This is a genomic window from Lentisalinibacter sediminis (assembly GCF_040706615.1).
GTDB classification, from domain to species: domain Bacteria; phylum Pseudomonadota; class Gammaproteobacteria; order Steroidobacterales; family Woeseiaceae; genus Lentisalinibacter; species Lentisalinibacter sediminis.
In genome coordinates this window covers 808,065-833,491 of the sequence record NZ_JAPDRF010000005.1, presented here as the reverse complement: position 1 = coordinate 833,491, position 25,427 = coordinate 808,065, and the positions used below count along the sequence as shown (strand labels likewise).

The following is a 25,427-nucleotide window of genomic DNA, read 5'->3' as shown; positions in this document are numbered from 1 at the left end:
CGACAAAGGCCTCTCGAAGATCGCCGCCAACTGCATCCTGGCGAGAAAACTCGCCCGCATCGCCTTCACCCTGATCAACCGTCAGCAGACCTTCCAGAAACAGGAGATCGCCTATAGCCAAGCGCCATAGAATCTCCTACGACTCTTCCTCGGCGGCGGCCTCTTTCTCTTCCTTCTCCAGGCGGGCGCGGCGCTTCAGGAAGCGGCTGAGCTGGCGGTCGGCGGCCTGGTAGCCGAGTTCGATCAGTTCGTCGGCGCGGTCGAGCTCGATGATGCTGGCCACGTCACGTGGGATGGAGATGACCACGTCCGGCGGATAGGCCGCGAGCTTGGTGCGGGCGATGGTGCTCTGCATCGTGTCGAAGGTCTGCTGGGCGATGTCGAGCATGCTCCAGCCGTCCGAGCTCTCGCGGGTGAACTGGTCGTGCAGGCGATCGAGGAAACGGTCGATGAGACCCTGCTTGTTCTTCCGGTCCTCCTCGGACGGCGCCTGGCGCTTGCCCGGCAGCCGCAGGTTTTCGTCCGGCGGGCCGTTGAGGTTCACAGCCACGGTGAAGTCGGTGGGGTCGTCGAAGGTGGGCGCGATGGGCACCGGGTTCAGGATGCCTCCGTCCAGCAGGGGACGCCCGTCCTTGCGGAACGGCACGAAGAAGAACGGCAGGGCGATGGAGGCCCGGATGGCCTCGAACAGCGAGCCGGAGCTGATCCACACCTCTTTCTCGCGGGCGATGTCGGAGGCCACGGCGGTGAAGCGCACCGGCAGGTCACGTATCTCGTGGTCGCCCACGAAGTCCTTCAGCACGTTCATGATGCGGGTGCCGTCCACGAAGCCGGACTTGCTGAGCGTGAAATCCAGCAACCGCACGATATCGCTCTTGCGGATGGCCGAGGCCCACTCGGCGTATTCCTCCAGCTTGCCCGCCGCATAACAGCCGCCGATGAGCGCACCCATCGACGCGCCCACCACGGAGGAAATCTCCAGCTCGTGTTCCTCGATCCAGCGGATCACACCGATGTGGGCATAGCCCCTGGCGCCGCCACTGCCCAGCACCAGGGAGATCTCGCTCTTGTCACTGCTCACGCTCATTTCCTCCGCTCACTCGTCCCGCCGGCACTGCGCGCAGGATCGTACAGGCGCCTGAGTTCCTGTTTCAGCACCTTGCCCTGCGCACTCATCGGCAGCGCGTCGACGAAGCGCACGTACTTCGGCAGCTTGTACCTTGCCAGGCGGTCCGCGCAATGGGCCAGCAGTTCGTCCGGGCCCGCGTCTGCGCCGGCGCGGAGCTGGATCACGGCCAGGCCCGCCTGCCCCCACTTCTCGTCGTCCACGCCGACCACCGCGGCGGCTGCCACCTCCGGCCGCTCGCACAGCACGTTTTCCACCTCGGCGGGATAGACGTTCTCGCCGCCCGAGATGTACATGTCCTTGTAGCGGTCCACGATGTACAACGTGCCGTCGCGCTCGAGCCGGCCCGCGTCCCCGGTCCGAAACCAGCCGTCCACGAAGGCCGTCGCCGTCTCCTCGGGCGCCTTCCAGTAGCCGGGTGTCACCGCCGGCCCCTTGATCTGGATCTCCCCGACCTCGCCGTCCGGCAGTTCTGCGCCGGCCTCGTCCGCGATGCGCAGCCGGGTATGCATCATCCGGTGCCCGGCGGAGCCCACTCGCCCCGCCGCCTGCCGGGGCGGCAGGATCGCCACGCTGAATGCCTCGGTGAGGCCGTAGGACTGGGCCAGATGGACGCCCTTCGCCGCCCACGCTTCCAGCAGGTCCGTGGAGACCGGGGCGGCGCCGACGCCCGCCACCCGCAACGTGGGGAACTCGGCTTCGGCGAACTCGGGCAGCTCGGCCATCATGGCGTACTGCACCGGCACGCCCAGGCAATGGGTGATGCCGGCCCCGGCGTCGGTCAGCAGGTCGAGGAAGCGGCGCGGGTCCCACTTCTTCATGACGCACAGCGTGCCGCCGTAGTGGAAGACGGGCATGGAGAATCCGTACAAGCCGGCCGAATGAAACATGGGCGCGCAGGTAAGCGAGCGGGAGCTGCCCGTCAGATCGCCGTGCAGGGCGGCGTGGATGATGGTGTCGCGCATCATCCGGAAGGTGCCGATCACGCCCTTTGGCATGCCCGTCGTGCCGGAGGTGTAGAGCAGCGTGGCCAGGTCGTCGATGGTGAGGTGGACCTTCTCCAGCGCATCGCCACTCGCGCACTCGATCAGCCGCTCGTACCCGCTTGCGGCCGGGTCGCTCCCGCGCTCCAGCTTCGGCAGCCGCACCCCCTCGATGAGGTGACCGAACTCCTCGTCACAGATCACCACCTTCGGCTCGCCGTGGTTCAGGATGGCCGCGATCTCGCGGGCACTCAGCCGCCAGTTCAGCGGCATGAGCGCCGCGCCCAGCTCCCAGCCGGCGAACAGGGTCTCGAACACGTCCGTCGAGTTCTGGCAGAGCATGGCGATGCGGTCGCCCTTCTCGAGCCCGTAGGCGGACTTCAGCCCCACGGCGAGCCGCCGCAGCCGGTCGTTGAATTCTCCATAAGTGAAGCTGCGGCCGGTATCCACGTCCACGGCGGCCACCACGTCGGCGTCGTAGCGCGCGTGGTAGTCCAGCCAGTCGACGGAGAACTCGTCCCGGATGGAGGGTTCGGGCTGATCGGCGAGGGCCGCCATACGCTCCATGCTCATGCGTCGTCCCCGGCATTGCGGCGACGCCCCTTGCCCGACAGCGCCGCGTCACGCACCTCGCGGTAGGACGCATCGATGCACTCGGCGTAGAACTCCGGGTCCGGCAGCATCTGCCGGCAGGCGGTGAACATGACGGAGATGACGCCGTTGTAGGAGAACACGGCGTGGAACAGACCGGCCTGGTGCACCACCGGACCCATGCCGAGCATGGCCACCATCCCGGCCCCGGCCAGGTAGACCGGCTTTTGTATGCCGGCGACGTTCGTCACCATCGTATTGAAAGCCACCGTGCCGGAGCGCACCGTGAGCTCCATCAGCAGCGGCAACAATCCCCGGGCGACGGGCGACGGCAGGTTCATGGGGATCTCCGCCATCCGCCGCGGGCCGATCGCCTCCATCACCGCCTTCGCGTCCTCGGTGCCCTGGTGGATGGCCCGCACCCGCTCCACGGGGTCGGCGATCTCGGTGTGCAGGGGTGTCAGCATCGCGCTCACCAGGTTGTCCACCTCGTCGCCTTGGTCGTCCTCGCCCCGTACGTTCATCGGGCAGGCCGCTACCAGCGTTTCCTCCGGCAATTCGTCGCGGGCCGCGAGGTAGCGCCGCAGCGCCCCCGCCACGACGGCCAGCACCACGTCGTTTATGGTGCCGTCCAGGGCCTTCGAGACCGCCTTCACTTCGGCCAGGTCGTAGAGGTGGCCGTCCACCACCCGGCTCGGCGAGACGCGCCCCCGATTGAACACCGTCTTCGGGACGGGCGTGCGCTCCCGGCCGCGGCTGGCGAGGCCGGCTTTCACCAGACCCGGCACGGCGGCAGCCACTGCGCCGCCGAGACGCAGCGACTTTGCAAGATTGCTGACCGGGCTGCGCAACAACAGCCGCGCCGCGCCGGGCGCCGGCTGCGTACGACCCGGCTCCGGCTCGTAGCGGGAGCCGTCCGCCGGCACCGGCTCGAAGTCGTGGATGGCGACCTGTATCTCCTGGCCGCTGACGCCATCGATGGTGGCGTGGTGCATCTTCATGAACATCCCGAAACAGCCGGGTTTCACGCCGGGCACCTCGTTCAGTCCCTCGATGATGTAGACCACCCAGAGAGGCCTGGCGAGATCGAGCTGCTGGGCCTGGAGACGCGCGACCAGGTCCATGAGCTGGCGCCAGTCGCCGGGCTTCGGCAGGGCGATGTGGCGCACATGGTACTCGAGGTCGAAGTCCTCGTCTTCGACCCAGTAGGGATAATCGAGCGCGAACGGCACCGGCAGCAGCTTCCTGCGGAACACCTTCGAGCGGTCGATGCGTTCCGCGAAGGTGGCCAGGATCTCCGTGAACTTCACCCGTCCCGCCGGATGCGTGGAAGGGTCGTAGATCTGCAGCGAACTCACCTCCAGCGGGGCCCGCTCCGATTCCGCATAGAGAAACAGGGAATCGAGACCGGATAACTGCTTCAGCATGTCGGCTCCTCCTTCACCCGTGCAGGAAGCGGGCGACAGGATTGGGGTTGAACGGGCGCCAGCCGTCCTCGGTCTGTGCGAGCCGGTCGGCCACGATGTAGAGCACGGCCGGGTTCACGGCCATACCGAAGTGGCTGGCGACCACGCTGATGTTCTCGGCCAGCGGCGATACCCGGTCCTGCGCGATCGCCGGTGCCACCACGCCGTCCGTATGGCTGTAGATGCAGGTGCAGCGCACCTCCGCGACAGGCGTGGCCACCTCGCGCAGGAACGCGAGCAGCTCCGGCGTGATGTCCTCCGGCGAGGTGCGCTGGTAGATCCGCCAGATGGTGGTGGCCTCCGGCGTGTCGCCGATGGGACTGCCCATCGTAATCAGCTGGCGGACGAGATCGCCGCGGATCTTCGCGGCCTGTCGCGCGATGACGCCGCCCTGACTCCAGCCGATCAGCGTGACCTTGCGTCCGGTCTTCCCGGCGACGCGCTCGAGCTGGGCGACGAAGCGCTCCTCGTACTCGGTGCGGTCGTAGCCGATGCCCAGATTGGTGCCGAGCCCCCAGGGATGGGGATCGTAGCCCCAGTGCTTCAGATAACGGCGCAGGATCAGCATCGAAGTATCGTTACCGCGGAAACCGGGCACGGTGATGACCGGATGGCCGTCTCCCCGCGGCGCGGTGAGCACCAGCGGATGGGCCGGCAGCAGGCACATGAATTCCAGGATCGCCCGCGGCAGCTCGGCGAAGGCGTATCCCAGGAAGGGCGGTTGTACCCGCCCGGTATCTGCGTCCTCGCCATCCGGCATCAGCTATCCTCGTACCGGTGCATCCCGATCCATTGTACCCGCGGACGGCGTCCATTGGCGGCAGGGCGGGGCCCGGCCTAATATGACAGGCGTATCCACTGGCAGCGAGTCCACAGGGAGCGAGCGGCATGGCGACGGGCAAGACCAGAGATCCCTATGCGGCGGTGACCCGCAGCGTGCGCGACGGCGTCGGCGGCCGCAGCGTCGGCGCCTTCTTCGACCTGGACGGCACGATCATCGCCGGCCACTCGGTCGGCGATTTCTTCGTGGAACGACTGAAGGCGGGCCAGGTCGGCGTCGACGAATTCCGCGACCTGGTGACGATGTCGGCGCGCTATCTCACCAAGACCGGCGATTTCGAGGACGGCATGGCGGCCTCCGTTGCGAATCTGCGGGACCAGCGGGAGGACGAGCTGATCCGGCTGGGTCAGAAGGTGGGGCTGGAGCGCCTCGTGCCCCAGGTGTTCCCGGAGATGAAGGCCCTGCTGCGCGCCCACCGGGACCGGGGCCACACCGTCGCCATCGTGACCTCCGCCACCCGCTATCAGGCCGAGCCGCTGGCCGATCAGCTGGGCATCGAGCACGTGCTGTGCACGGAACTCGGCGTCACCGGGGGCCGCTTTACCGGCACCATCCGGGGAGAGCCCTGCTACGGTGCGAACAAGCTCACGGCCGCCCGGGCATTCGCCCGCCCGCGCCGGATCTCCCTGAAGAAGAGCTACTTCTACTCCAACGGCAGCGAGGACCTGCCGCTGCTCGAGGCGGTCGGCAATCCCGTCGCCGTCAACCCGGATCGCCATCTGCGCCCCGTGGCCGAGCGCCAGGGCTGGCCGGTGCACGACTTCGACAGCCGCGGCGGCATCGGGCCGCTGGACGTCGCCCGCACGCTCACCACCTTCGGCAGCATTCTGCCGAGCTTCGCGGCCGGGCTGCCGCTGCGCCTGCTCGGGGCCAGCGCGCGGGACACGCTGAATTTCTCACTGGCGACCTGGACCACGCTCGCCCCGCTGATCGCCCGTCTGCGGCTGATTGTGGACGGCGAGGAGCACCTGTGGTCCGAGCGGCCGGCCGTATTCGTCTTCAACCACCAGAGCGCCATGGACGTGCTCATCGTGGCGCGGCTGCTGCGCGAAGACATCGTCGGCATCGCAAAGAAGGAAGTGCAGCGCCAGCCGTTGCTGGGGCCGGCGCTCACCTTCGCCGGCACCGTTTTCATCGATCGCGATAACGTCGGCGATCCGAGGAAGGCGCTGGAGCCCGCCGTGGCCGCCCTGCGCGACGGCCGTTCCGTCGCGGTCTCACCCGAAGGCACCCGCAGCCGGGATGGCCGGCTCGGAGATTTCAAGCGCGGCGCCTTCCACCTCGCGCAGCAGGCAGGCGTGCCGGTCGTGCCCATCGTCATCCATAACGCTCTGGATGCCTTGCCGAACGGCAGCCTGGTCGTGCGACCGGCCGAGGTGAAAGTCACGGTACTGCCGCCGGTATCGACGGAAGGCTGGACCCTGCGCAGCATCGCCCCGCAGACGCGCCGGATCCGCGAGCTGTTCCTGCATGAGCTCGGCCAGTGGGAGCCGCGGGAGCGCGACTGATGGCGGCACAGGCCCAGACCTCGCGGGTCGCGAAGCTCAACGAACGCGAGATCCTCGACCGCCCCGCCTTCCGCGAGGCGCTGGCCGAAGTAGCGGACCGCCTCGGCAGACCGCAACGCGAGGCGGCAGCCTATGCAGCGAAGTGCCTGGAGGAGATGGCGGTGCACCCGGAGGAGCGGCAGCTCGACCGTGTCACCAGGCTTGCCCGCTTCATGATCCGGCGCAGCTACGATCCGGTGCTGGACATCAACAGTGAGCGCCTCGCGCAACTGAAGTCACTGGCGGAACGGCACCCGCTTATCTTCCTCTGGTCTCACAAATCCTATCTCGACGGCTTCGTGTTCCTGCAAACGCTGTACGAGCACGATTTCCGCCCGCAGCCGCTCAGCTTCGCCGGTATCAACATGAACTTCCCGGTCTTCGGGTCGCTGGCGAAGCGTTCCGGCGGCATCTTCCTGCGCCGCAGCTTCCGCGACGACGATATCTACCGGTTGGTGTTCCGCCACTACATCGACTACCTGGTGGAGCGACGCCTGCCGCTGTCCTGGGCCATCGAAGGTACACGCTCGCGCACCGGCAAGCTGAACCCGCCGAAGCTGGGCCTGATTCAGTGGGTGGTGGATGCCTGCCGGCGCACCGGGAGCGAGGATGCGCTGCTCGTGCCGGTCTCCATCAGCTTCGATCAGATCGCCGAGATCGACGATCACGCCGCCATGCAGCAGGGCCTGCCGAAACGTAAGGAATCCCTGTCCTGGTTCATCGGCTATATCCGTGGCATGCAGGCGTCGACCGGGCGCATCTATGTGCGCTTCGCAGAGCCCCTGTCACTCTCGGAAGAGGTGCACCTGACGGAGCGGCTGTTCGACGACGACGATCCCGCGGAGCGGATACGCGTGCAGAAGCTGGCTTTCGAAGTCTGCAGCCGCATCGAGCGTGCGACCCCGATCAATGCCACAGATCTCGTGACGCTCGCGCTGATGGGAGCGAGCGGCCGCTCGCTGACCGAGGCGGAGATCCGTACCCAGACCGCTGCCGTGATCGAACTCGCCGCAGCGCAGGAACTGCCGCGGACCCGCACGCTGGAGCGCGAGGCCGGTGAAGGGCTTGCCGCAACGCTCGCGGCGTTGACCCGTACCCGTTTACTCGAGGCCTACGGGGGCGGTGCGGAGCCGGTTTGGCGGATCGCACCAGGCAAGGAATTCGCCGCTGCCTATTACCGCAACACCATCATCCATTATTTCCTCGCAGGTGCCTTCGCCGAGGTCGCGCTGGCCCGCGCTGATATCGGCGCCGCGACCGATCGCCGGGCCGCCCTGCGCGATGCGGTGCTGGCGCTGCGGGATCTGCTGAAGTTCGAGTTCTTCTTCCGCCGCAAGGAGGCGTTCGCGGACGAGGCCGCCGCCTTCCTGGACGCCCGCTATCCCGGCTGGCAGCACGCCGGGGACCCCTTCGCCGACCGCCCGCCGCTGTTCGGTCACGGCATCCTGCGTTCTTTCATCGAAGCCTATCGGGTGCTCGCGGAGGTGCTGCTCCGCGCCGCCGGGTCCGGCGACGACGAGCGGCTGATGGACGACTGCCTCGCCATCGGCCGGGAGATGCTGCTGCGAGGGGGGATCGGCAGCGAGACCGCGCTATCGAAGCCCCTTTTCACCAATGCGGTGCGCCTGGCCCGACACCGTGGCCTCATCGGCGGCGCCGATATGGCGGATCGCGACACCCGCGAGCGCTTCGCGGCGGAGACGGCCGTACTGACTGGGGCGCTCGCCCGCCTGCAGCGCCGCTACGACCACGCCATCGGGGGTACAATGGCCGGCGAGAAACAAGCATGAGACAACTCAGCGGATCCGACGCCTTCTTCCTCTACTCCGACCGTCCGGGCCGGCACCAGCACGTCTCGACCATCTACATCTACGACCCCGCCACGGCCGCCGGTGGCGAGGTCAGCTTCGACGCCATCCGCCGCCACATGGAGCAGCGCCTCGATACCTCGCGTCTGTTCCGCCAGCGCCTGGTGCGCGTGCCCCTCGACCTGGATTACCCCTGGTGGATCGAGGATCCCCATTTCGAACTCGATTTCCACCTGCGCCACATCGCGCTGCCGGAACCGGGCGACTGGCGCCATCTCTGCATCCAGCTCTCCCGGCTGCACGCGCGCCCCCTGGACCTTACGCGGCCGCCGTGGGAGATGTACGTCATCGAAGGCCTGGAAAGCGTGGAGGGCCTCCCCGCCGGCGCCTTCGCCGTCATGACCAAGGTGCACCACGCGGCCATCGACGACGTCACCGAGGAAGACTTCACCATCGCGCTGCACGACCTCGCGCCTCATGCCCCGGCTGCGCCGGCCGGGGCGCGCTGGCATCCCGGACAGGAGCCGGGACTGGGCGAGTTGCTGCTGCTCTCCTGGTTCAACAACACCACCAAAATACTGGAGACCGGCCAGAGCCTGATCGACCGGCTACCGATCGTGGGCAGCAGCAGGAGCAAGCCGCAGGACCTCCTGCGCAGCGAGCACGGCCCGGCGCCGGTCACGCGCTTCGACCATCGCATCACGCCCCATCGGGTCTGGGACGCGCGTTTCTTCGATATGGCAGCCGTCAGGCGGATCGCCGGCACACTGGACCGGGGCACCGCGGAGGACGTGGCGGTGGCCGTCTGCGCAGGGGCAGTGCGCCGCTACCTCGAGGCGAAGGAGGAGCTGCCGGCCGCCTCCCTGTGGGCGCTCATGCCGCTGCACCAGCATGAGCAGTCGGAGGAAGGACTGCCCGGCCACAGGGTCCAGCTCGCCCGCCTCAAGCTCATGACTCACGTCGCCGATACCGAGACCCGTCTCGCGGGCATCCACGGCGAGATCGAGAACGCCCGTCTGCAGAGCGCCGTGGATGCCGGCGAGATGAGCGAACTGCAGGACATCCTGCCGGCCACCACCATGAATCTGGCGGCCCGCACCATTTCGGCGAACCTCGGCCCGGGCCGCCAGTACCGCAAGAACCACAATCTGGTGGTCAGCATCACGCCGGGCCCGGAGCGCCCGCTGCATCTCTGCGGTGCGAGGCTGCTCGCGTTCACCGGCATGGCCAGCATCATGGACGACCTGGCCCTCGCCCATACGGTGACCAGCTACGACGGCCGCCTGGCCATCGCCTTCGTCAGCGACCGGAAGATGATGCCGGATCCCGCGTTCTACGCGGAGTGTCTGGAGGCGGCGTTCGGGGAGCTGGAGAGAGTGGTCGAAACAGCCGGGTGACCGACCCCATCCGTCGGTCAGTCAGCCTCGATGGAGTCTGCGCTTGACCCGGTGATTTTGCGATTCGACTCGGGAATCATGTGCTTTGGGAACACGGCCGCAATAAAGATCGACATAGCTAAAGAGGTTGTCCCGACTGCCTGAATCTTCATGATGCCCCGAAAGCCGTCATTCACGAGTGGAAACGCATGAGTAGGACAGGCATTTTCTCGCATTAGTTAACTGCCGCGGCTAGCATGTGCTTTCCTTTGGCAATCTTCCGGAGCCCCCAATGCCCAAGACAATCGTCGTGTTTGCGGTGCTTTTGATCGCGCTTGGCGTCGGCGCTTTCCTGATATCTTCCAGCCGTACCGCGCTGCTACCCGCCTACGAGGGCGGCGCATTGGTAATCATCGGATTCCTGGCGATGCGACTCGCGGGTTCTCGCAAGTACATGCTTCCGGTGGCCGGGCTCGTCGCACTGCTCGGCGCTCTGGCCCCGGCGGCGGCGCTCGCGATCCGCGCAGCCGCCATGAGCCCGCTCGCCCTGACGGTCAACGTCTGCATGCTGGCTTTGAGCGCGACGCTTTTCGCCCTGATCGTCCGCGAGTTCATGGCTGTGCGGCGCGCCTAGCGGACGGGCCGCGGCGGCGGTGTCGGCCGGCGCGGACTGCGCCAAAAGGGAGACCCAGTGAGTTTCTCCAGCAGGGCATCAGCGACTGCTTCCGACGAAGCGGGGGTTCTGACTGGTGATGAACTGGCCGTCCAGGTGCGGACGAAACCCGCCTTGGCCATTAGCAACCGTTCAGTCGAATATAGGCGAGAAACCCCAATAATGTCCGCTTCGGATCGATGGCGGAAAGCCTATCGCAGAAGGCGGTCAGGCTGCTTTGCGACCAGAAGTTGCCGCTTTGGCCCCGACAATCCGAACGGGCCAAGTTACACCTCGAACGGCAAAGTCAGGCGCTAAATTCGAGCGCCCTGACAAACGCCTCTTTGTCGGCAGGCGACACGAGTAACGATTTTCCGGCACCGTACTTTATCTCGAGCCGATCCAGAGACAGCGCGGGTGACGACAGCAAGGAGCGAGACGACTGAATCTGCGAAATCTCGGACCTTGGTATATGCCACCTGAACGGCCCCGATCTGACGATCAGAAAATCACGAGTAACGGTGTATCTGGTGGATGCCAGAAGCCACAGGGGAAGCCCGATGGCTACAACCGCGCTGACGACACCTGCCGCCACCGCTCCTGAACTTCCTGTCGCCATAACCGGGAACAAAGCGGCGATGACGATAACGCCTGCGGCGATAACAACCAGGTGGAACCAGGTATCTACTCATCATTTTTGCGACCGAGGTGTGTCGTCTCTCCGGCGCGAGCAGTGTATAACGCCCCTGCTCGAACGACGGAAAGGAGCAAAATCGGCGATGAGAGGCTCTGACGAAGACCCGTTCTCGACAGGAGCGGGCCTCGGCATACTTTCGGAATTGTCGGCCGGGGAGCAGGAAACCCTGGTCAACCGCGAACTCGACGGCTATCGGATCACCGACTTCATTGCCGAAGGCGGCATGAGCCGCGTCTACCGCGCCTCCCGTATCGACGGCAGCTTCGAGCGGGACGTCGCGATAAAGCTGTCCACGATCAGCGGCTTCAGCCCGGCCATGCGCGAACGCTTCATGCAGGAGCAGAGCGTCCTCGCGGGCCTGAATCATCCCCACATATCGCAGCTGTACGACGCGAGACTGACAGCCGAAGGCTGGCCCTACATCGTGATGGAGCTGGTCGAGGGCAGCCCGATCACGCGCTACTGCGACGAGCGCTCGCTGAAGCGGGCCGACAGGATCCGCCTGCTGATCGACGTCGTCGACGCCGTCGCTTTCGCGCACGCGAATCTGGTCGTGCATCGCGACATCAAGCCTTCGAACGTGCTCGTCACGACGAACGGCAGGGTCAAGCTGCTGGACTTCGGCATCGCGAAGCTGCTCGAGGACGAGCCCGGCAACCTGACCCGCGCGGGCGCCATGACGCCCCGGTACGCGAGCCCCGAACAGCTGCTGGGCAAGCCGATCTCGATCGCCTCCGATGTCTACCAGCTCGGGCTGCTGATGGCCGAAGTGCTCGGCGGCAGCCTGCCGACCGACGGAGAGACGCTCACCGACGCCATCCAGCGTTCCGTCGACGGCCGGCCGCTCACCCTGCCGGGTGCTGTGCGGCAGTCCCTGCCGCGCGAAGTCACGATGATCGTCGAGCAGTGCCTGCGTGCGGACCCGGGTGACCGCTACCGCGACCCCAATGCTCTGCGCAGAGACCTGGAAGCCTTCCTCGCCGGCTATCCCGTCAGCGCAGCCGGTCAGCGCTCCGGGTATCGGCTGCGGAAATTCGTCCAGCGCAATCGGGGCGGTGTGGCCGGAGCGCTGCTGACTGTCGTGGCGCTCGTTGCCGCCACGCTCATCACGAGCTGGCAGATGGTGGAGGCCAAACGGCAGCAGGGCATCGCCGTAAACCAGCAGCAGCGGGTCCAGGCCAGCAACGAGTTCTACAGCCTGCTGATGGAGGAGATGGGCGACGGCGCACTCACTTCGGTCGAACTCCTGGACCGCGGCCGCAGCCTTCTCGAGAACCAGTTCGGCACGGATCAGCCGTTCATGGCGTCCGTGCTCTTTGATGTTGCACGCCGATATTCCAGCCTGGGCGAGCGGCAGCGCGAAGCCGAGTTGCTGCAGGAAGCCGAACGCATTGCCCGTGACCACGGCGAGGCCGACGTGCTCGCCGCTGTGCTCTGCCGACGGGCCCGTACGACCATGATGCAGGACCCCGACCGGTCGGCCGAGCGGCTCGCCGAGGGCCTGGCTCTCTATGCGTCGCTCGCGGCTCCCGACATCGACACCAGCGTGGAGTGCCTGCGCGCAAGATCGCGTGCCGAGGTTCAGGCGGGCCGGAACGACGAAGCGCTGGCCACGATGTTCGCCGCGCAACGCCTGCTCGACGCGCACCCGGCACCGGGCACCAACCTGCACGGGCTCGTGCTGAACGACATCGCGTTCCGCCATTTCAACGAAGGCAGACCGAACGAGGCCATCCGGTATCTGGACGAGGTGCTCCAGCTGCTCGAGTCGACGGGCCGGGGAGCGACCCTCGGCTACCAGCGGGTCGCCGCCAACAAGGCGGTGGTGCTCAAGAATCTCGGCCGCATACCCGAGGCGCTCGAGGCGTTCGACGACCTCGTCGGCCGCATGCGCGCCAGCGGCTTTGCGGGACGCGGCGCGGCACCGCTGATCGCCCAGTACGGCAGTCTGCTCGTGTCCGTGGGGAGCCTCGACGAGGCCGAGGCCGTCTACACCCAGAGCCTGGCGCTGGCCGAGGCCGATGGCAATAATCTCGTGGCGGCACGCGTGAACCTCGGGATGGCCACCGTGCACATGGCCGCCGAGGCCTTCGAGCGTGCAACGCAGAGCCTGGATGCGGCCGAGGCCCTCCTGGAAAACCCGGAAGCCGACCGGGCACTCGCCATGAGTATCCGTGTGAATCGCGTGAAGGTGCACCGTGGCCTCGGCAACCTCGAGACGGCGGTCCGCGAGATCGACGCGCTGCTGGCCGATGCCGGCTATCCGCAGGTCCGGGAAACCCCCGGCCTCATCTCGGCGCTGATCGAGGGCGCGGAGGTCTACCGCCAGCGCGCCGACTACGCCACGGCGCGGGAACTCGTCGACGGGCTGATCGAGCGGCTGCGAGAACACACCCGTCCCGACTCCGCGGGGAGCATCTATCTCGGGCGCGCGCTCGTCCAACGCGCCGAGATCCGGCTCGGAGCCGGTGATCGGGCCGGTGCCGCGGCGGACCTGGAGTCGGCGCTGCCCCATCTCGTCTACGCACTCGGCGAGGATCATCGTGAAACGAAAGAGGCCCGGCATCTCCTCGCCGGGGCTCGCCAGGACGGATCCACCTGATCGGCGGTCCGGCCTGTCGGCCGCAAGGGGCGTGAGGCCGGAATCTTGCTATCGGGGGCTGGAGTCGGGAAGCTACGGCCATGGACGACATCATCACCATCGACTGCCTCTATCTGGACGAACCGCAGTTTGCGGCAGCCTATCTCATGATCGAGGGCGGCGAGGCCGCATTCATCGACAACAACACCAACCACGCCCTGCCCCGCCTGCTGGGTGCGCTCGGCGAAGCCGGTCTGCAGCCGGAGCAGGTGCGCTACCTGATCGTGACTCATGTGCACCTGGATCACGCCGGCGCGACCTCAGCCCTGGCGGAAGCCTGCCCGGATGCGACCGTGCTGGCGCATCCCCGCGCCGTGCGCCACATCGTCGACCCGGAGAAGCTGGTGTCCAGCGCCACCGCCGTCTACGGCGAGGCCGAGTTCCGCCGGCTCTACGGCAGGATCGGGCCGGTGCCCGCGGCGCGCATCCGCGAGATGGGCGATGGCGAGAGGCTGAAATTCGGCCGGCGCGAACTGACCTTCCTGCATACCCGCGGACACGCCAACCACCATTTTTGCGTGACGGACGATCGCACGAACAGCGTGTTCACCGGCGATGCCTTCGGCCTGCACTATCCCGTGCTGCAGACGCAGGGGCCATTCGCGTTTCCCTCCACCAGCCCAACGGATTTCGACGGACCGCTTGCGCGCGACGCCGTGCAGCGCATCGCGGACCTGGAGCCCGCCACCGTTTATCCGACCCATTTTGGTGCAGTGACGTCGATCGAGGAGACCGCCGGGCAGCTGGATCGGCATCTTCGATTCGCCGAACGGGTCATGCACGACGCAGAGGTCAGCGATCTGCCGGATGAAGCGCTCTACGGTTACATCCTGCCGCGTCTCAGGGATTATTTCGCGGGGCTGCTCGACGGCCGGGGAGATCTCGGCAGCCGGCGGGAAACCTGGAAACTGCTCGACCTCGATCTCGATCTGAATGCCCAGGGTCTGGCCTTCGCGGCGAACAAGCGCCGACGCAAGGCGCGAGAAGCACGCGCCTGATCCGCAGTTACTGTCGCTGCGACTATCGCTGCCCGAACACGATCGCCCATAATCGCCGCGCGGCAAGCGTCCTCTTGCATCCCGCCCGCTCGACTGCTTTTATAAATGGCCGGCTATCAGCCGGGCGCAGGCGGGGAGAATATGTCCAACAAGAACGAGGAAGCGGCGTCCCGCTGGGGACGCCTGGGGAGCGAACGCGACGAGGAAAGGCAGCGCAGGCGCGCGATGGAGTCGCCGGGTGACTACCACGGCGATATCTCCGCCAGCGAACTGCACTGGTTCGATCCGGACAACACTGCGTGGCTGACGCGCGACCCGGTCGCGGGGGAGTGGCGCGGCTTCCACGCCGCAACGGGCGAAGCCGTCGACGATGCCGGACGTGGCAGCGACTGGCGCCCGTGGGAAAGCGCTTTCGACGACCGTGACGCGCCGTTCTACCGCTGGTTCGCCGGCGGGCTGACCAACGCCTGCTTCAACGAGCTGGACCGGCATGTGCTAGGCGGCCGCGGCGGGCATCCCGCGTTCGTCTTCGAAGGCGACCGTTGGGACCCCTCCAAGAACGACGGCCGTGGCGGCCCCGTATTCCAGCTGGAAATCCCGTATCGCCGACTGCTGCTGGAGACGGTGATCCGCGCGGAGGTACTCGCCTCGCTCGGGCTCGGCAAAGGCGATCGCATTGCGTTCAATCTGCCGAACATCCCCGACCAGCTCTACTACACCGAGGCGGCCAAGCGGCTCGGCATCATCTACACACCCGTGTTCGGGGGCTTTTCGGCGAAGACGCTGTCCGACCGCATTGCGGATGCCGGCGCCAAGGTGGTCGTCACGGCGGATGGCGGCTACCGCAATGCCGAAGTGGTGCCGTACAAGGAAACCTTCACGGATGCCGCACTCGACAATTTCATCCCCCTGCCCGCTGCCGTCGCCGCCCTGGAGGAGATCCTTGCCAGGCTCGATTCCCGGGATACGGCCGAGCGACTCGGCGCCGCGGTACGCGACGGCCTGACGGGCGAGATCACCGTCGAGCGCAGCGATGTCATGCGCGAGCTCGGCCGCGCGCTGGAGCGGGAGGAGAGTCTGGACGCGGAGAGGGCTGCGGAGGTACGCACCAGCGTGGCACGCCGGCTGGCCGAGGTGCAGCACATCGTCGAGCAGGTCGTCGTCGTACGCTACACCGGCCAGGAGATCGTGGTGCAGCCCCGGGATCGCTGGTCGCCGGACCTGATCACGGAGGCCACGGAGAGGGTGCTGGAACGGGCCCGACAGGCGGGTTTCGACGTCGACGACACCGATGCGCTTCTGGCACTGGACGATATCTCGCTGTACCGGGCGCTCTGCGCCACTCACCCGGCGCTGCCCGTGGATGCCGACTGGCCGCTTTTCATCATCTACACCTCCGGCTCCACGGGTAAACCGAAGGGCGTGGTGCATACCCATGGCGGCTGGTTGGCGGGCATCGCGCACACCATGCGCATGGTCTTCGACGTGCGCGACGACGACCGGCTCTATGTGATCGCCGACCCTGGCTGGATCACCGGCCAGTCGTATCTCATCGCTGCGCCGCTCGCCGCCGGCATCACCTCGGTGGTCTCGGAAGGATCGCCGCTGTTTCCTCATGCAGGGCGCTTCTCTTCCATCATCGCCCGTCACGGGGTCACGCTCTTCAAGGCGGGTTCGACCTTCCTCAAGGCGGTGATGACCGACCCGGCCAGCACCGAAGACATGTCCGCCTATGACATGAGCCGTCTGAAAGCGGCCACGTTCTGCGCGGAACCCGTTTCTCCCGCGGTGCAGAAGTTCGCGATGGAGCGCATCTGCGAGCACTACCTGAACTCCTACTGGGCCACGGAGCATGGCGGCATCGTCTTCTCCTGCGCCTGGGGCGGCTTCAAGCCGCTGGCCGCCGATGCAAAGACCTGGCCTCTGCCCTGGATCGACGCCGAGGTCCGCATCGCGACGGAGACGGACGAAGCCGGCCGGGCCATCGGCTGGCGGCCGGCAGAGACCGGCGAGAAAGGCGAACTGGTCATCAAGCGCCCGTATCCGTATCTGGCGAGAACAATCTGGGGCGACGCGGAACGCCTGGGTACGGCCAGCTGGCGCGGTGACATGGAGCGGTTCAACGCGGTCTATTTCAACCGCTGGGCCGACGGCCTCGCCTACACCCAGGGCGACTACGCCCGCCGCCACGAGGACGGCGCATTCACTCTGCACGGGCGCTCCGACGATGTGATCAACGTCTCCGGCCACCGCATAGGTACCGAGGAGATCGAGGGCGCAATCCTGCGCGACAAGGTGCTGCGCGCGGACTCCCCCGTCGGCAACGCTGTCGTGGTCGGCGCGCCCCACGAGGAGAAGGGCGAGACGCCCATCGCTTTCCTGATTCCCGCACCGGGACAGCGGCTGGGCGACGACGATTTCGCTCGCCTGCAGGCCCTGGTGCGCTCGGAGAAAGGCGCCACCGCCGTGCCATCGGACTTCCTCGTGGTCTCCGCCTTCCCCGAGACACGGTCGGGTAAATATATGCGACGCACGCTGCGGGGGATCCTGCTGGAGGAGCCCCTCGGCGACCTTTCCACCCTGCGCAACCCCGACATCGTGGACGAGATCCGCGAGACCGTCGCCGAGTGGCGCGCCTTCGGCCGGCTCGGCGAGGCCAGGGAGATCGTGCAAACCTACCGCTACCTTCGCGTGGAGAATCACGAGATCGCACCGGGCCGGCGGGTGGCGCTGGTCGTCATCGATCACCCGCCCGTGAACTCGCTGAACGAGCGCAGCCTGGACGAGCTGAACACCGTCCTCGAGCACATCTCCAAACGCGAGGATACGGCAGCCGTCGTGATCACCGGCGCGCGCAGCGCCTTCGTGGCCGGCGCCGATGTCAAGGAACTGCTGGAGGTCGGCGAGGCGGGCGACATCGACAGCGCCCGCACACCGCCGAACGCCGCACACACGGCCTTCTCGACGCTCGAGAACCTGGGCAAGCCGGTGATCGCCGCGGCGAACGGCCCCGCACTCGGTGGCGGCAACGAACTGGTGCTGGCCTGTGCCTACGTGATCGCCGACCGCCATGCCCGCTTCGGCCAGCCGGAGATCAACCTCAACCTGCTGCCCGGCTACGGCGGCACCCAGCGGCTGCCCCGCCGACTGCATCACCGCCATGGCGAAGAAGGGCTCGTCGAGGCCATGCGCCTCATACTCAGCGGACGTGCCGTCGATGCCGCGGACGCCCGTGACGTCGGTCTGGTGGACGAGGTGGTGGGCGACAGCGCGGTCGGCCCCGTGGCAACCGCAATGGAACGGCTGCGCCAGTTTTTCCGCGGCGAGGGCCCGCTGGTCGAGGCGATGGAGCGCAGGCGGGAGTACCTCGAGTCCCGCGAATCGGCGCTGCCGGACCCGGCCGCCCTCACTGATCATCCCAAGCTCGCACCGGCGATGGCGCAGCTGCGCGCGAGCGGTCGCGAACGGCCCGTCGAGCGCATACTCGAGGCCCTGTCGGTCGGCGCGAAGCAAGGCCAGCGCGCGGGCCTGAGGCACGAGGCGGAACTCTTCGCCGCTGCGGTCTGCGACCCGGCATCCGGTCCGGCCGGCATCCGCGCCTTCCTCGAGCGCCGCAGTGCGCCGCTACCGCTGCGCCATGTCGAGGTGCCACCGGACGCGAGCGAGGAGACCCGTCGGCGTCTCGAAGCCGACGGCCGGCTGCTGCCCCTGGATGCAGCCTTCTACCCGGGCGTAACGCCGGTACCCGACTACCAGTACGGCATGGGGGTCACGAAGGATCCGGCGACCGGACTGCCGCGTCACGCCGACCCCGCGGAGTCCGAGCAGCTGCTGGTGCTCGAGACGCCGCGGCCAGGGCCGAACGAGGCGCTGGTCTACCTGCTTGCCTCGGAGGTCAACTTCAATGATATCTGGGCGCTCACCGGCATTCCGGTCTCGCCGTTCGACGCCCGCGATGCGGACCTGCAGGTGACCGGTTCCGGTGGCGTGGCGCTGATCGCCGAACTCGGCGAGGAACTGGTGCGGGAAAGCCGGCTGTCGATCGGCCAGCTGGTGACGATCTACTCGGGACAGAGCGAGCTGCTCTCACCCGACCAGGGCCTCGATCCGATGGCCGCCGATTTCCACATCCAGGGCTACGAGGTGAACGACGGCAGCCATGCCCAGTTCCTCGTCGTGCAGGGTCCCCAACTGCATCCGAAGCTGGGCGGAATGACCATCGAGGAGGCCGGCTCCTACGGCCTCACCTTCGGCACCATCCACCGGGCGCTCTACACCACGCTGGACGTGCAGCCGGGGCGGCGTCTCTTCGTGGAAGGCGCGTCGACGGGCACCGGCCTCGAGTGCCTGCGGAGCGCCCGCCAGACAGGTCTGGAGGTCGTGGGCATGGTCTCCTCGGAGGAACGCGCCGAACGGGTGCGACGCTACGGCGGCGCCCCCGTGAACCGCAAGGACGAACGCTGGGCCGACATCTTCACGCCGGTACCGGACGACCCCGCCGAATGGGACGCCTGGGAAGCGGCAGGACGGCCGTTCGTGGACGCAGTCGCGGAACAGGCCGGCGGACCCGTCGACTACGTGGTTTCCCACGCCGGAGAGCGCGCCTTCGGCCGCTCGTTCCAGGCGCTGGGCGACGGCGGCGTGCTGACCTTCTTCGGCGCCTCTTCCGGTTATCGCTTCTCGTTCATGGGCAAACGCGGCGAGGAAAGGCCGGCGACCATGCTCGCGCGGGCGGGGCTGCGCGCGGGTCGTGCGCTGCTCGTCGTCTACGGCCCGGGTGCCGAGGACGGCATCGTCGACCCGGTGGCAATCGAGGCCATCGAGATCGGCTGCGCGCTGAACGCCCGCGTGGCCGTGCTGGCGGATACGGTGGCGCAGCGGGAGTTCGTCACCTCGCTCGGCTTCGGCACCCAGTTCCGCGGCGTCGTCAGCCTGGAGGAGATCCGGCGCCGACTCGGCGAGGAATTCGATGCGCCCGGCCCGTTCGCACCGCTGCCAAACCCGTTCACCGAGTCGGCCGCCTTCAAGGAGTCGGTGCGGCGCTTCTCGGACCGCACGCTGAAGCCGGTGGGTTCGGCAATCGCCCCGCTCCTGCGCAGCGCGCTGGACAAGCGCGGACTGCCGGACGTGATCTTCGAGCGCCGCGGCCGGGACGGCCTTGCGCTGGCCACCTCGCTGGTCAAGCCGAACGTGGGCAGCATCGTGTACGCCGAGGACCTCGGCGGCCAGCGGCTGAGCTTCTACGCGCCTCAGGTCTGGATGCGTCAGCGGCGGATTCTCATGCCGAGCGCAGAGATCCGGGGCACGCACCTGAATACGGCGCGGGAGTTCGCCGAAGTCCAGGAGAGGATTGCGGCGGGCATGATCGACGTCGTGCCGCCCGTGCAGGTACCGCTGGAAGGGCTGGCGGAGGCCCATCAGGCCATGTGGGAGAACCGGCACGCCGGCGCGACTTACGTGGCGGTCCATGCGCTGCCGAGAACGGGACTGAAGACCAGGGACGAGTTGTACCGAGCCTGGGCCATCCGTGACGCGGAAGCGCGGGGCGAGGAGATTCGGCGTATTGATACGGGATCAGCAGGAACGCTCAGATGAACGACAAGAACAAGCCATCAGCGAGCGGCCGCGTGAATGGCCGCAATGTCATCGTCACCGGCGCTGCCGGCAATATCGGCACTTACATCACGCGGGTACTGCTCAGGCAGGGGGCCAACGTGGTCCTGACGGGGCGCTCCCGGGAGAAGCTGGACGGCTTCATGGACGAGCTGGTCCGGGAAGGCATCGACCGCGCGCGGCTCGCGGCAGCCACAGGTGACTGCGCCGACCCGGACGTCTGCCGGCAGATCGTTGCGACCGCCGTCGAGCGCTTCGGAGAGATCGACGTTCTGGTGAACAACGCCGGCGCTGCAGGACCAAAGCGCACGCTGCGGCGCATCCCCTTCACCAATGCGGAGAAGCGCGCGCTGGGCGAGGACCAGACGATGTTCGAGTCCGCCATGAACCTGCTGGGAGGACCCTGGCACATGGTGCGGGCGAGCGTGCCCCACATGGCGGCGGGCGGCTCCATCGTAAACGTCTCGACCATCTTCTCGCGCACGCGCTATTTCGGCCGCATCGCTTACTCGGTGCCGAAATCCGGTCTGAACGCGCTCTCCCACGGCCTCGCCCGGGAGCTTGGCGGCAGCGACAAGGGGATCCGCGTGAATACCGTATTCCCGGGCCCGATCGAATCGGAGCGCATCGACAAGGCATTTGCGGCCATGGATTCGCTACAGGGTCAACCGGAAGGCACAACCTCCACCGAGTTCCGCAACCTGATGATCGTGAAGCGTTCGGATGCCGAAGGCAGCCTGGACTTCCGCTATCCGACACCGGCCGACGTCGCCTCGACCATCCTGTTCCTGGCCTCCGACGAGTCCCGGGCGTTCTCCGGGCATGGCTTCGAGGTCACCAACGGCATGCAGGTGCCGACGCGCAGCCGCTCGAAGCTGGTCTCCTGGCCCGACGACCGGCTGGTCGACCTCGGCGGTCGCGTCGTCCTTATCCTGTGCGGCAGCGATATCGACGAAGCCATGGTATTCGCGGAGCGCAATCTGCACCGCGGGGCCCGGATCGTCATGTGCTCCCGCACACTGGACGCGGTGGGCTACCTGCGCGCGAGGGTCCAGGACTTCGAACCCGTCGCCATCCAGGTGCAGCATCTGGACCCGCTGCGCCCCGAGTCCATGGAGCGCGTGTTCCAGTTCATCGAGGATCAGTACGGACGGCTGGACGGCGTCGTCGTGCTCCCTGCGACGCCCAACGGGCAACACGGCTATTCCCTCAGTACGGCCGACGATGACGATGTGGCCGCGTTTGTCGAGAACGAGGTCGTCGCCCCGGTGGCGTTCGCCTCCATGCTCACCCGCAGGCTGGCCGGCTGGAAGCCGCGCCGATCGGCGCCGCAGGTGACCTTCGTCACCAACCCGGACGACGGCCACGGCAATCTCCTGAACGATATCAAGCGCGCGGCCGTCGAGGAGTTGATCCGAGTCTGGCGTTTCGAGGAGCGCCACGAGGACGGCCAGGGGAACTGGGGCTGGCTGAACGTCCCGAACCAGCTGGTACGCTTCGACAACAACCATCCGGACAACCTTGCCTTCTCGGCCGACTGGACGGCCACGCTGAACAACGGCGTGCGCAAAATGGACCCCATCGACCTCTGGGTACCGAAGAGCATCCAGCGGGCGACCGGCAAGTCCTCCATGCCGCTGTCCATCCAGCGCGTGCTGCCTGGACTGCATCGTGGCAAGACGGCGGTCATCACCGGTGGCAGCCTCGGTATTGGCCTGCAACTCGGCCGCTATCTGGCACTGGCCGGAGCGCGGGTGCTGCTCACCGCACGCAGCGGCGCGAAACTCGATGCGGCACGTCAGGAGATCGTCGACGAGCTGCGCAGCGTGGGTTACGCGGAGCCCGAGGAGCGCGTACACGTCCTGGCCGGCATCGACGTGGGCAAGGAGGATGCGCTCGAGCGCCTCTACAAACACACACGGAAGCTCTTCGGCGAACTCGACTTCCTCATCAACAACGCCGGTATCGCCGGCGCCGAGGAGATGGTGGTCGACATGAGCCACGAGGCGTGGGAGACCACTATGGAGGCGAACCTCGTCTCCAACTACTCTCTCATCCGCAAGTTCTCGCCGGCGATGAAGCAGCGCGGATCCGGCAATATCCTGAACGTATCCAGCTACTTCGGTGGAGAGAAATACGTCGCCGTCGCCTACCCGAACCGGGCCGACTACGCCGTCTCCAAGGCGGGCCAGCGCGCACTGGCCGAGATCCTCTCCCGCCACCTCGGACCGGAGATCCAGATCAATGCGATGGCGCCCGGACCCGTGGACGGCGCACGGCTGCGGGGCTCCTCCGACGCACCCGGCCTGTTCGACCGGCGCGGCCGGCTGATCATGGAGAACGTGCGCCTGAACCGCGTGCATGCCGCGATCCTGGCAGTGCTCGACAGCGACGACGCCGGTACGGATGTCATCGTCCGCCTGGCACGGAATGCCATCGAGGAGCTGGCGCAGTGGCCGGACGCTCCGGAGCCGTTGCGCAGGCTTTTCGCCCAGGTGGCCGAAGGACGCCCGGAGACCAATGCCTCCCGTTACCTGCTGAACGAGGCGCTCGCGCCGAAGCTCATGCAGCGGCTGGTCAATGGCGGTCAGCTCGAGCAGGCGGAAGCCGATCGTTTCCTGCAAGCATTCGTGCCGGCGCCGGAGCCCTTCTTCGACCAGGAGGACATCAAGAAGGCCGCGAAGAAGATCGAGACCGGCATCCTGAACCGGCTGCATCTGCACAAGATGCCGACCGACGAGGAGGTGGGACTCTCCACGGTGTTCAGCCTGGCCGACAAGAGCGTGAGCGGCGAGACCTTCCATCCCTCGGGCGGCCTGAAGTTCGACCGCTCGGTCACCGAAGGTGAACTGATGCTGCCTGCGGGTGCCGAGGATCTCGCGGCACTTCGCGGCAAGCATGTGGCGCTGATCGGCGATGCGATGCGCGACGAACTGACGGCGGTCGCCGAGGGCTTCGCCCGTTTCGGGGTGGCAAGTCTCACGCTGCTCACTCGCAGCGAGGAAGCCGCCGAGGCGATCCGCCATCGGGTATCTCTGCCCGGGGGCATGGAGTTCGCCGTGGAGGTCGTAGGCGACGAGATCGAGGCCGGGCTCCAGGGCGTGCTGCGCCAGCGCGGTCGTTGCGACGTCGTGGTCAACACGCCATTCACCCGGCTGCCCCTGAACGCGCTGACCGGCGAGCCTGGCGGCGACTGGGAGCGAGTGTTGTCCCGGCAGGAATTCCGCGACGTGGTCCGGGACCATCTGACCCATCATTTCCGCGTCGCGAGGATAGCCGCATTGTTCCCGCGCTGCCAGATCGTGCTGGTCACACCCGACACCTCGCGTGCCTCCACCCGGGAAGAGTTCGCACTCGCCATGTTCATCAAGACAGCGATGCACGCATTCACTGTCACGCTCGGTGTGGAGACTGAGCGGTTGCCGACGTTTCCCGCAGCCAATCAGGTACAGCTCACACGCCGTGCCCGGGCCGAGGAACCCGGTAACGATCAGGAGCTGGCGGAGGAGATGGAGCGTCTGGTCCAGGCCGTGCTGCAATGCGCCGTGCCGGCGCCGAGCCCGGCGGACAGCCGTTACCTGTCCCGTATCTTCCGCGGCAACGCGGTCACGGTCTAGATCAGGGCCGCGTCCGGCTCGACGGGCAGCGGCGGCGCGGGCTCCCTGCCGGCCGCTCGCTGCAGTTCGTCCCACGCCTGCAGGATGTGATCCCGTAGCGTGTGCACGTCCGGCACGGTCCGCCGGCAGGCGACGAGGCCGAAGTCCATGCGCTCGCCATAGGACTGCACGGTTATGTTGAGCGCGTTGCCGTGGCTCGGGATCGACACCGGGTAGTGGGTGAGCAGGCGGGCCCCGTTCAGATACAGCATCTGCCGGGGGCCGGGGATATTGGAGATCACCAGGTTCATCGGCAGGCGGATGATGCTGCCGAGGCGGAGCCGGTTGGCGAGCGTGGCCACACCCTGGAACGCGATGGGCAGCCCCAGCACGGTGAGATCGCCGAGATGCACGTTGTCGAGCTGTCGCACCACCTCGATGCCGCCGTCGATGGACTCGCGGATGGCCTTCATCCGCTCGACGGGGTCCTCGCGGTCCGTGGCCAGATCGCACATCAGCATACTCACCTGGTTGTGCAGACTGGTGTCGCCGGGCTTGCGCACCGACACCGGCGTGCCCGCCACCAGCGAGCGCTCCGGCAGTTCGCCGAGCTGCGTCAGATAACTGCGCAGCCCGCCGGCGCATACGGCCATGAAGGCATCGTTGACGGTGCAGCCGTGCTCCTTGCCGATGGCCTTGAGCGGCGTCAGCGGGATGGAGCCGAGCGCCAACGCCCGCTCGGGGCCGATGGCGACGCTGAAGCGCGTGCGCGGCACCCGCGGCATGACGGCCTTCATGCCTCCAACCGAGCTGAATGCCCTCGTCGCCAGGTCCTGGGTGGTGCGCGCGAGGTCCGGCAGCATGCGGGCGAAACGCACGGGATTAGCGCCGAAACGCAGTGCCGTGTCTCTCAGCATGCCCCAGGTGCCAGGGTCGTCTTCGTCCATCTCCTCCGGCCCGACGGGCACCGGCGGCGGCTCCGGCGTGGGGCCGAAGAAGATCTCGAATATGGCCTGCCCGCCCATGCCGTCCAGGCAGGCATGGTGGTACTGGGTGTACCAGGCCACATGGCCCGACTCGAGGCCGTCGATTAGCCACCACCGCCAGAGCGGGCGGGCCCGGTCGAGCGGCCGGACATGGAGTTCGCCGGCCGCCTCTTCCAGCTGCTCCGTCGTGCCCGGCGCCGGCAGGGTGATCCGCTGCACGTGATAATCGATGTCGAAGGTGGTATCGAGCACCCACACGGGATGATCCATGCCCAGCGGCGAGGGGCGCAGGCGCCGCATCATGAACGGCACCAGGTGGGCTCGCGCCTCGACGAAGCGCTTCAGCGACTCGTAGAAAGCGTCGGCATCCTGGTCGGGCGGCAGTTCGAAATGCTGCAGCCCGGCCACGTGCATGGGCGTGTTGTCCGTCTCTGCATAGAGAAACGTGGCATCGAGGAGGCTGAGCTTCTGCATGCCGCAAGCATACCTCCGGGCCGGCCGCCCCC

General features: G+C 67.2%; 14 protein-coding genes. 8 read left to right on the top strand and 6 right to left on the bottom strand.

Annotated features, from left to right (window positions below; translation table 11 throughout):
• Positions 1 to 136 precede the first annotated feature (136 nt).
• From ACJMKX_RS14045 to ACJMKX_RS14030, 4 genes are read right to left on the bottom strand one after another with little or no spacing between them, the layout of a single operon-like run.
• On the bottom strand, positions 137 to 1,081 hold the full coding sequence (locus ACJMKX_RS14045; RefSeq protein WP_405226608.1) for a patatin-like phospholipase family protein: 945 nt from the start codon (positions 1,079 to 1,081) through the stop codon (positions 137 to 139).
• A 2-nt stretch (positions 1,082 to 1,083) separates the two neighbouring features.
• Entirely contained in the window at positions 1,084 to 2,682 is a 1,599-nt protein-coding gene (locus ACJMKX_RS14040) for an AMP-binding protein (RefSeq protein ID WP_405226605.1), read from the bottom strand.
• Positions 2,679 to 4,127 (bottom strand): WS/DGAT/MGAT family O-acyltransferase, encoded by a 1,449-nt coding sequence (locus tag ACJMKX_RS14035; RefSeq protein WP_405226603.1) that lies wholly within the window; start codon positions 4,125 to 4,127, stop codon positions 2,679 to 2,681. Before ACJMKX_RS14035 ends, ACJMKX_RS14040 begins: the two co-directional genes overlap by 4 nt.
• 13 nt (positions 4,128 to 4,140) lie before the next feature.
• Positions 4,141 to 4,926, bottom strand: a complete 786-nt coding sequence (locus ACJMKX_RS14030; RefSeq protein ID WP_405226600.1) for an alpha/beta fold hydrolase — start codon at positions 4,924 to 4,926, stop codon at positions 4,141 to 4,143.
• Positions 4,927 to 5,054: 128 nt separating this feature from the next.
• On the opposite strand from ACJMKX_RS14030, the gene ACJMKX_RS14025 reads away from it, so the two are divergent.
• The 4 genes from ACJMKX_RS14025 to ACJMKX_RS14010 all read left to right on the top strand — a co-directional run bounded on the left by ACJMKX_RS14025 (position 5,055) and on the right by ACJMKX_RS14010 (position 10,372).
• Positions 5,055 to 6,515 carry an HAD-IB family hydrolase gene (locus ACJMKX_RS14025; RefSeq protein ID WP_405226598.1) on the top strand — a complete coding sequence of 487 codons (1,461 nt, stop codon included), beginning with the start codon at positions 5,055 to 5,057 and terminating at the stop codon, positions 6,513 to 6,515.
• Complete coding sequence (locus tag ACJMKX_RS14020) at positions 6,515 to 8,344, top strand: 1-acyl-sn-glycerol-3-phosphate acyltransferase (protein ID WP_405226595.1); 1,830 nt, start codon at positions 6,515 to 6,517, stop codon at positions 8,342 to 8,344. The genes ACJMKX_RS14025 and ACJMKX_RS14020 overlap by 1 nt, the downstream gene beginning before the upstream one ends.
• Positions 8,341 to 9,759, top strand: a complete 1,419-nt coding sequence (locus ACJMKX_RS14015) for a wax ester/triacylglycerol synthase family O-acyltransferase (protein WP_405226592.1) — start codon at positions 8,341 to 8,343, stop codon at positions 9,757 to 9,759. Before ACJMKX_RS14020 ends, ACJMKX_RS14015 begins: the two co-directional genes overlap by 4 nt.
• Before the next feature lie 271 nt (positions 9,760 to 10,030).
• Positions 10,031 to 10,372, top strand: coding sequence for a hypothetical protein (locus ACJMKX_RS14010; RefSeq protein ID WP_405226589.1), 342 nt, complete (start codon positions 10,031 to 10,033; stop codon positions 10,370 to 10,372).
• A 325-nt stretch (positions 10,373 to 10,697) separates the two neighbouring features.
• Here ACJMKX_RS14010 and ACJMKX_RS14005 read toward each other — a convergent pair whose 3' ends face one another.
• A complete protein-coding gene (locus tag ACJMKX_RS14005) occupies positions 10,698 to 11,009 on the bottom strand; it encodes a PH domain-containing protein (RefSeq protein WP_405226586.1) in 312 nt (103 codons plus the stop codon).
• 160 nt (positions 11,010 to 11,169) lie between these two features.
• Here ACJMKX_RS14005 and ACJMKX_RS14000 point away from each other — a divergent pair, with 160 nt between their 5' ends.
• The 4 genes from ACJMKX_RS14000 (at position 11,170) to ACJMKX_RS13985 (ending at position 23,956) form a co-directional block, all read left to right on the top strand.
• On the top strand, positions 11,170 to 13,689 hold the full coding sequence (locus ACJMKX_RS14000) for a protein kinase domain-containing protein (protein WP_405226584.1): 2,520 nt from the start codon (positions 11,170 to 11,172) through the stop codon (positions 13,687 to 13,689).
• An 80-nt stretch (positions 13,690 to 13,769) separates the two neighbouring features.
• Positions 13,770 to 14,726, top strand: a complete 957-nt coding sequence (locus tag ACJMKX_RS13995) for an MBL fold metallo-hydrolase (protein ID WP_405226581.1) — start codon at positions 13,770 to 13,772, stop codon at positions 14,724 to 14,726.
• Positions 14,727 to 14,867: 141 nt separating this feature from the next.
• Entirely contained in the window at positions 14,868 to 20,321 is a 5,454-nt protein-coding gene (locus ACJMKX_RS13990) for an AMP-binding protein (RefSeq protein WP_405226578.1), read from the top strand.
• On the top strand, positions 20,318 to 23,956 hold the full coding sequence (locus ACJMKX_RS13985) for an SDR family NAD(P)-dependent oxidoreductase (protein ID WP_405226576.1): 3,639 nt from the start codon (positions 20,318 to 20,320) through the stop codon (positions 23,954 to 23,956). The genes ACJMKX_RS13990 and ACJMKX_RS13985 overlap by 4 nt, the downstream gene beginning before the upstream one ends.
• Here ACJMKX_RS13985 and ACJMKX_RS13980 read toward each other — a convergent pair.
• Positions 23,953 to 25,395 carry a WS/DGAT/MGAT family O-acyltransferase gene (locus tag ACJMKX_RS13980; protein ID WP_405226573.1) on the bottom strand — a complete coding sequence of 481 codons (1,443 nt, stop codon included), beginning with the start codon at positions 25,393 to 25,395 and terminating at the stop codon, positions 23,953 to 23,955. The genes ACJMKX_RS13985 and ACJMKX_RS13980 overlap by 4 nt on opposite strands.
• Positions 25,396 to 25,427: the final 32 nt, after the last annotated feature.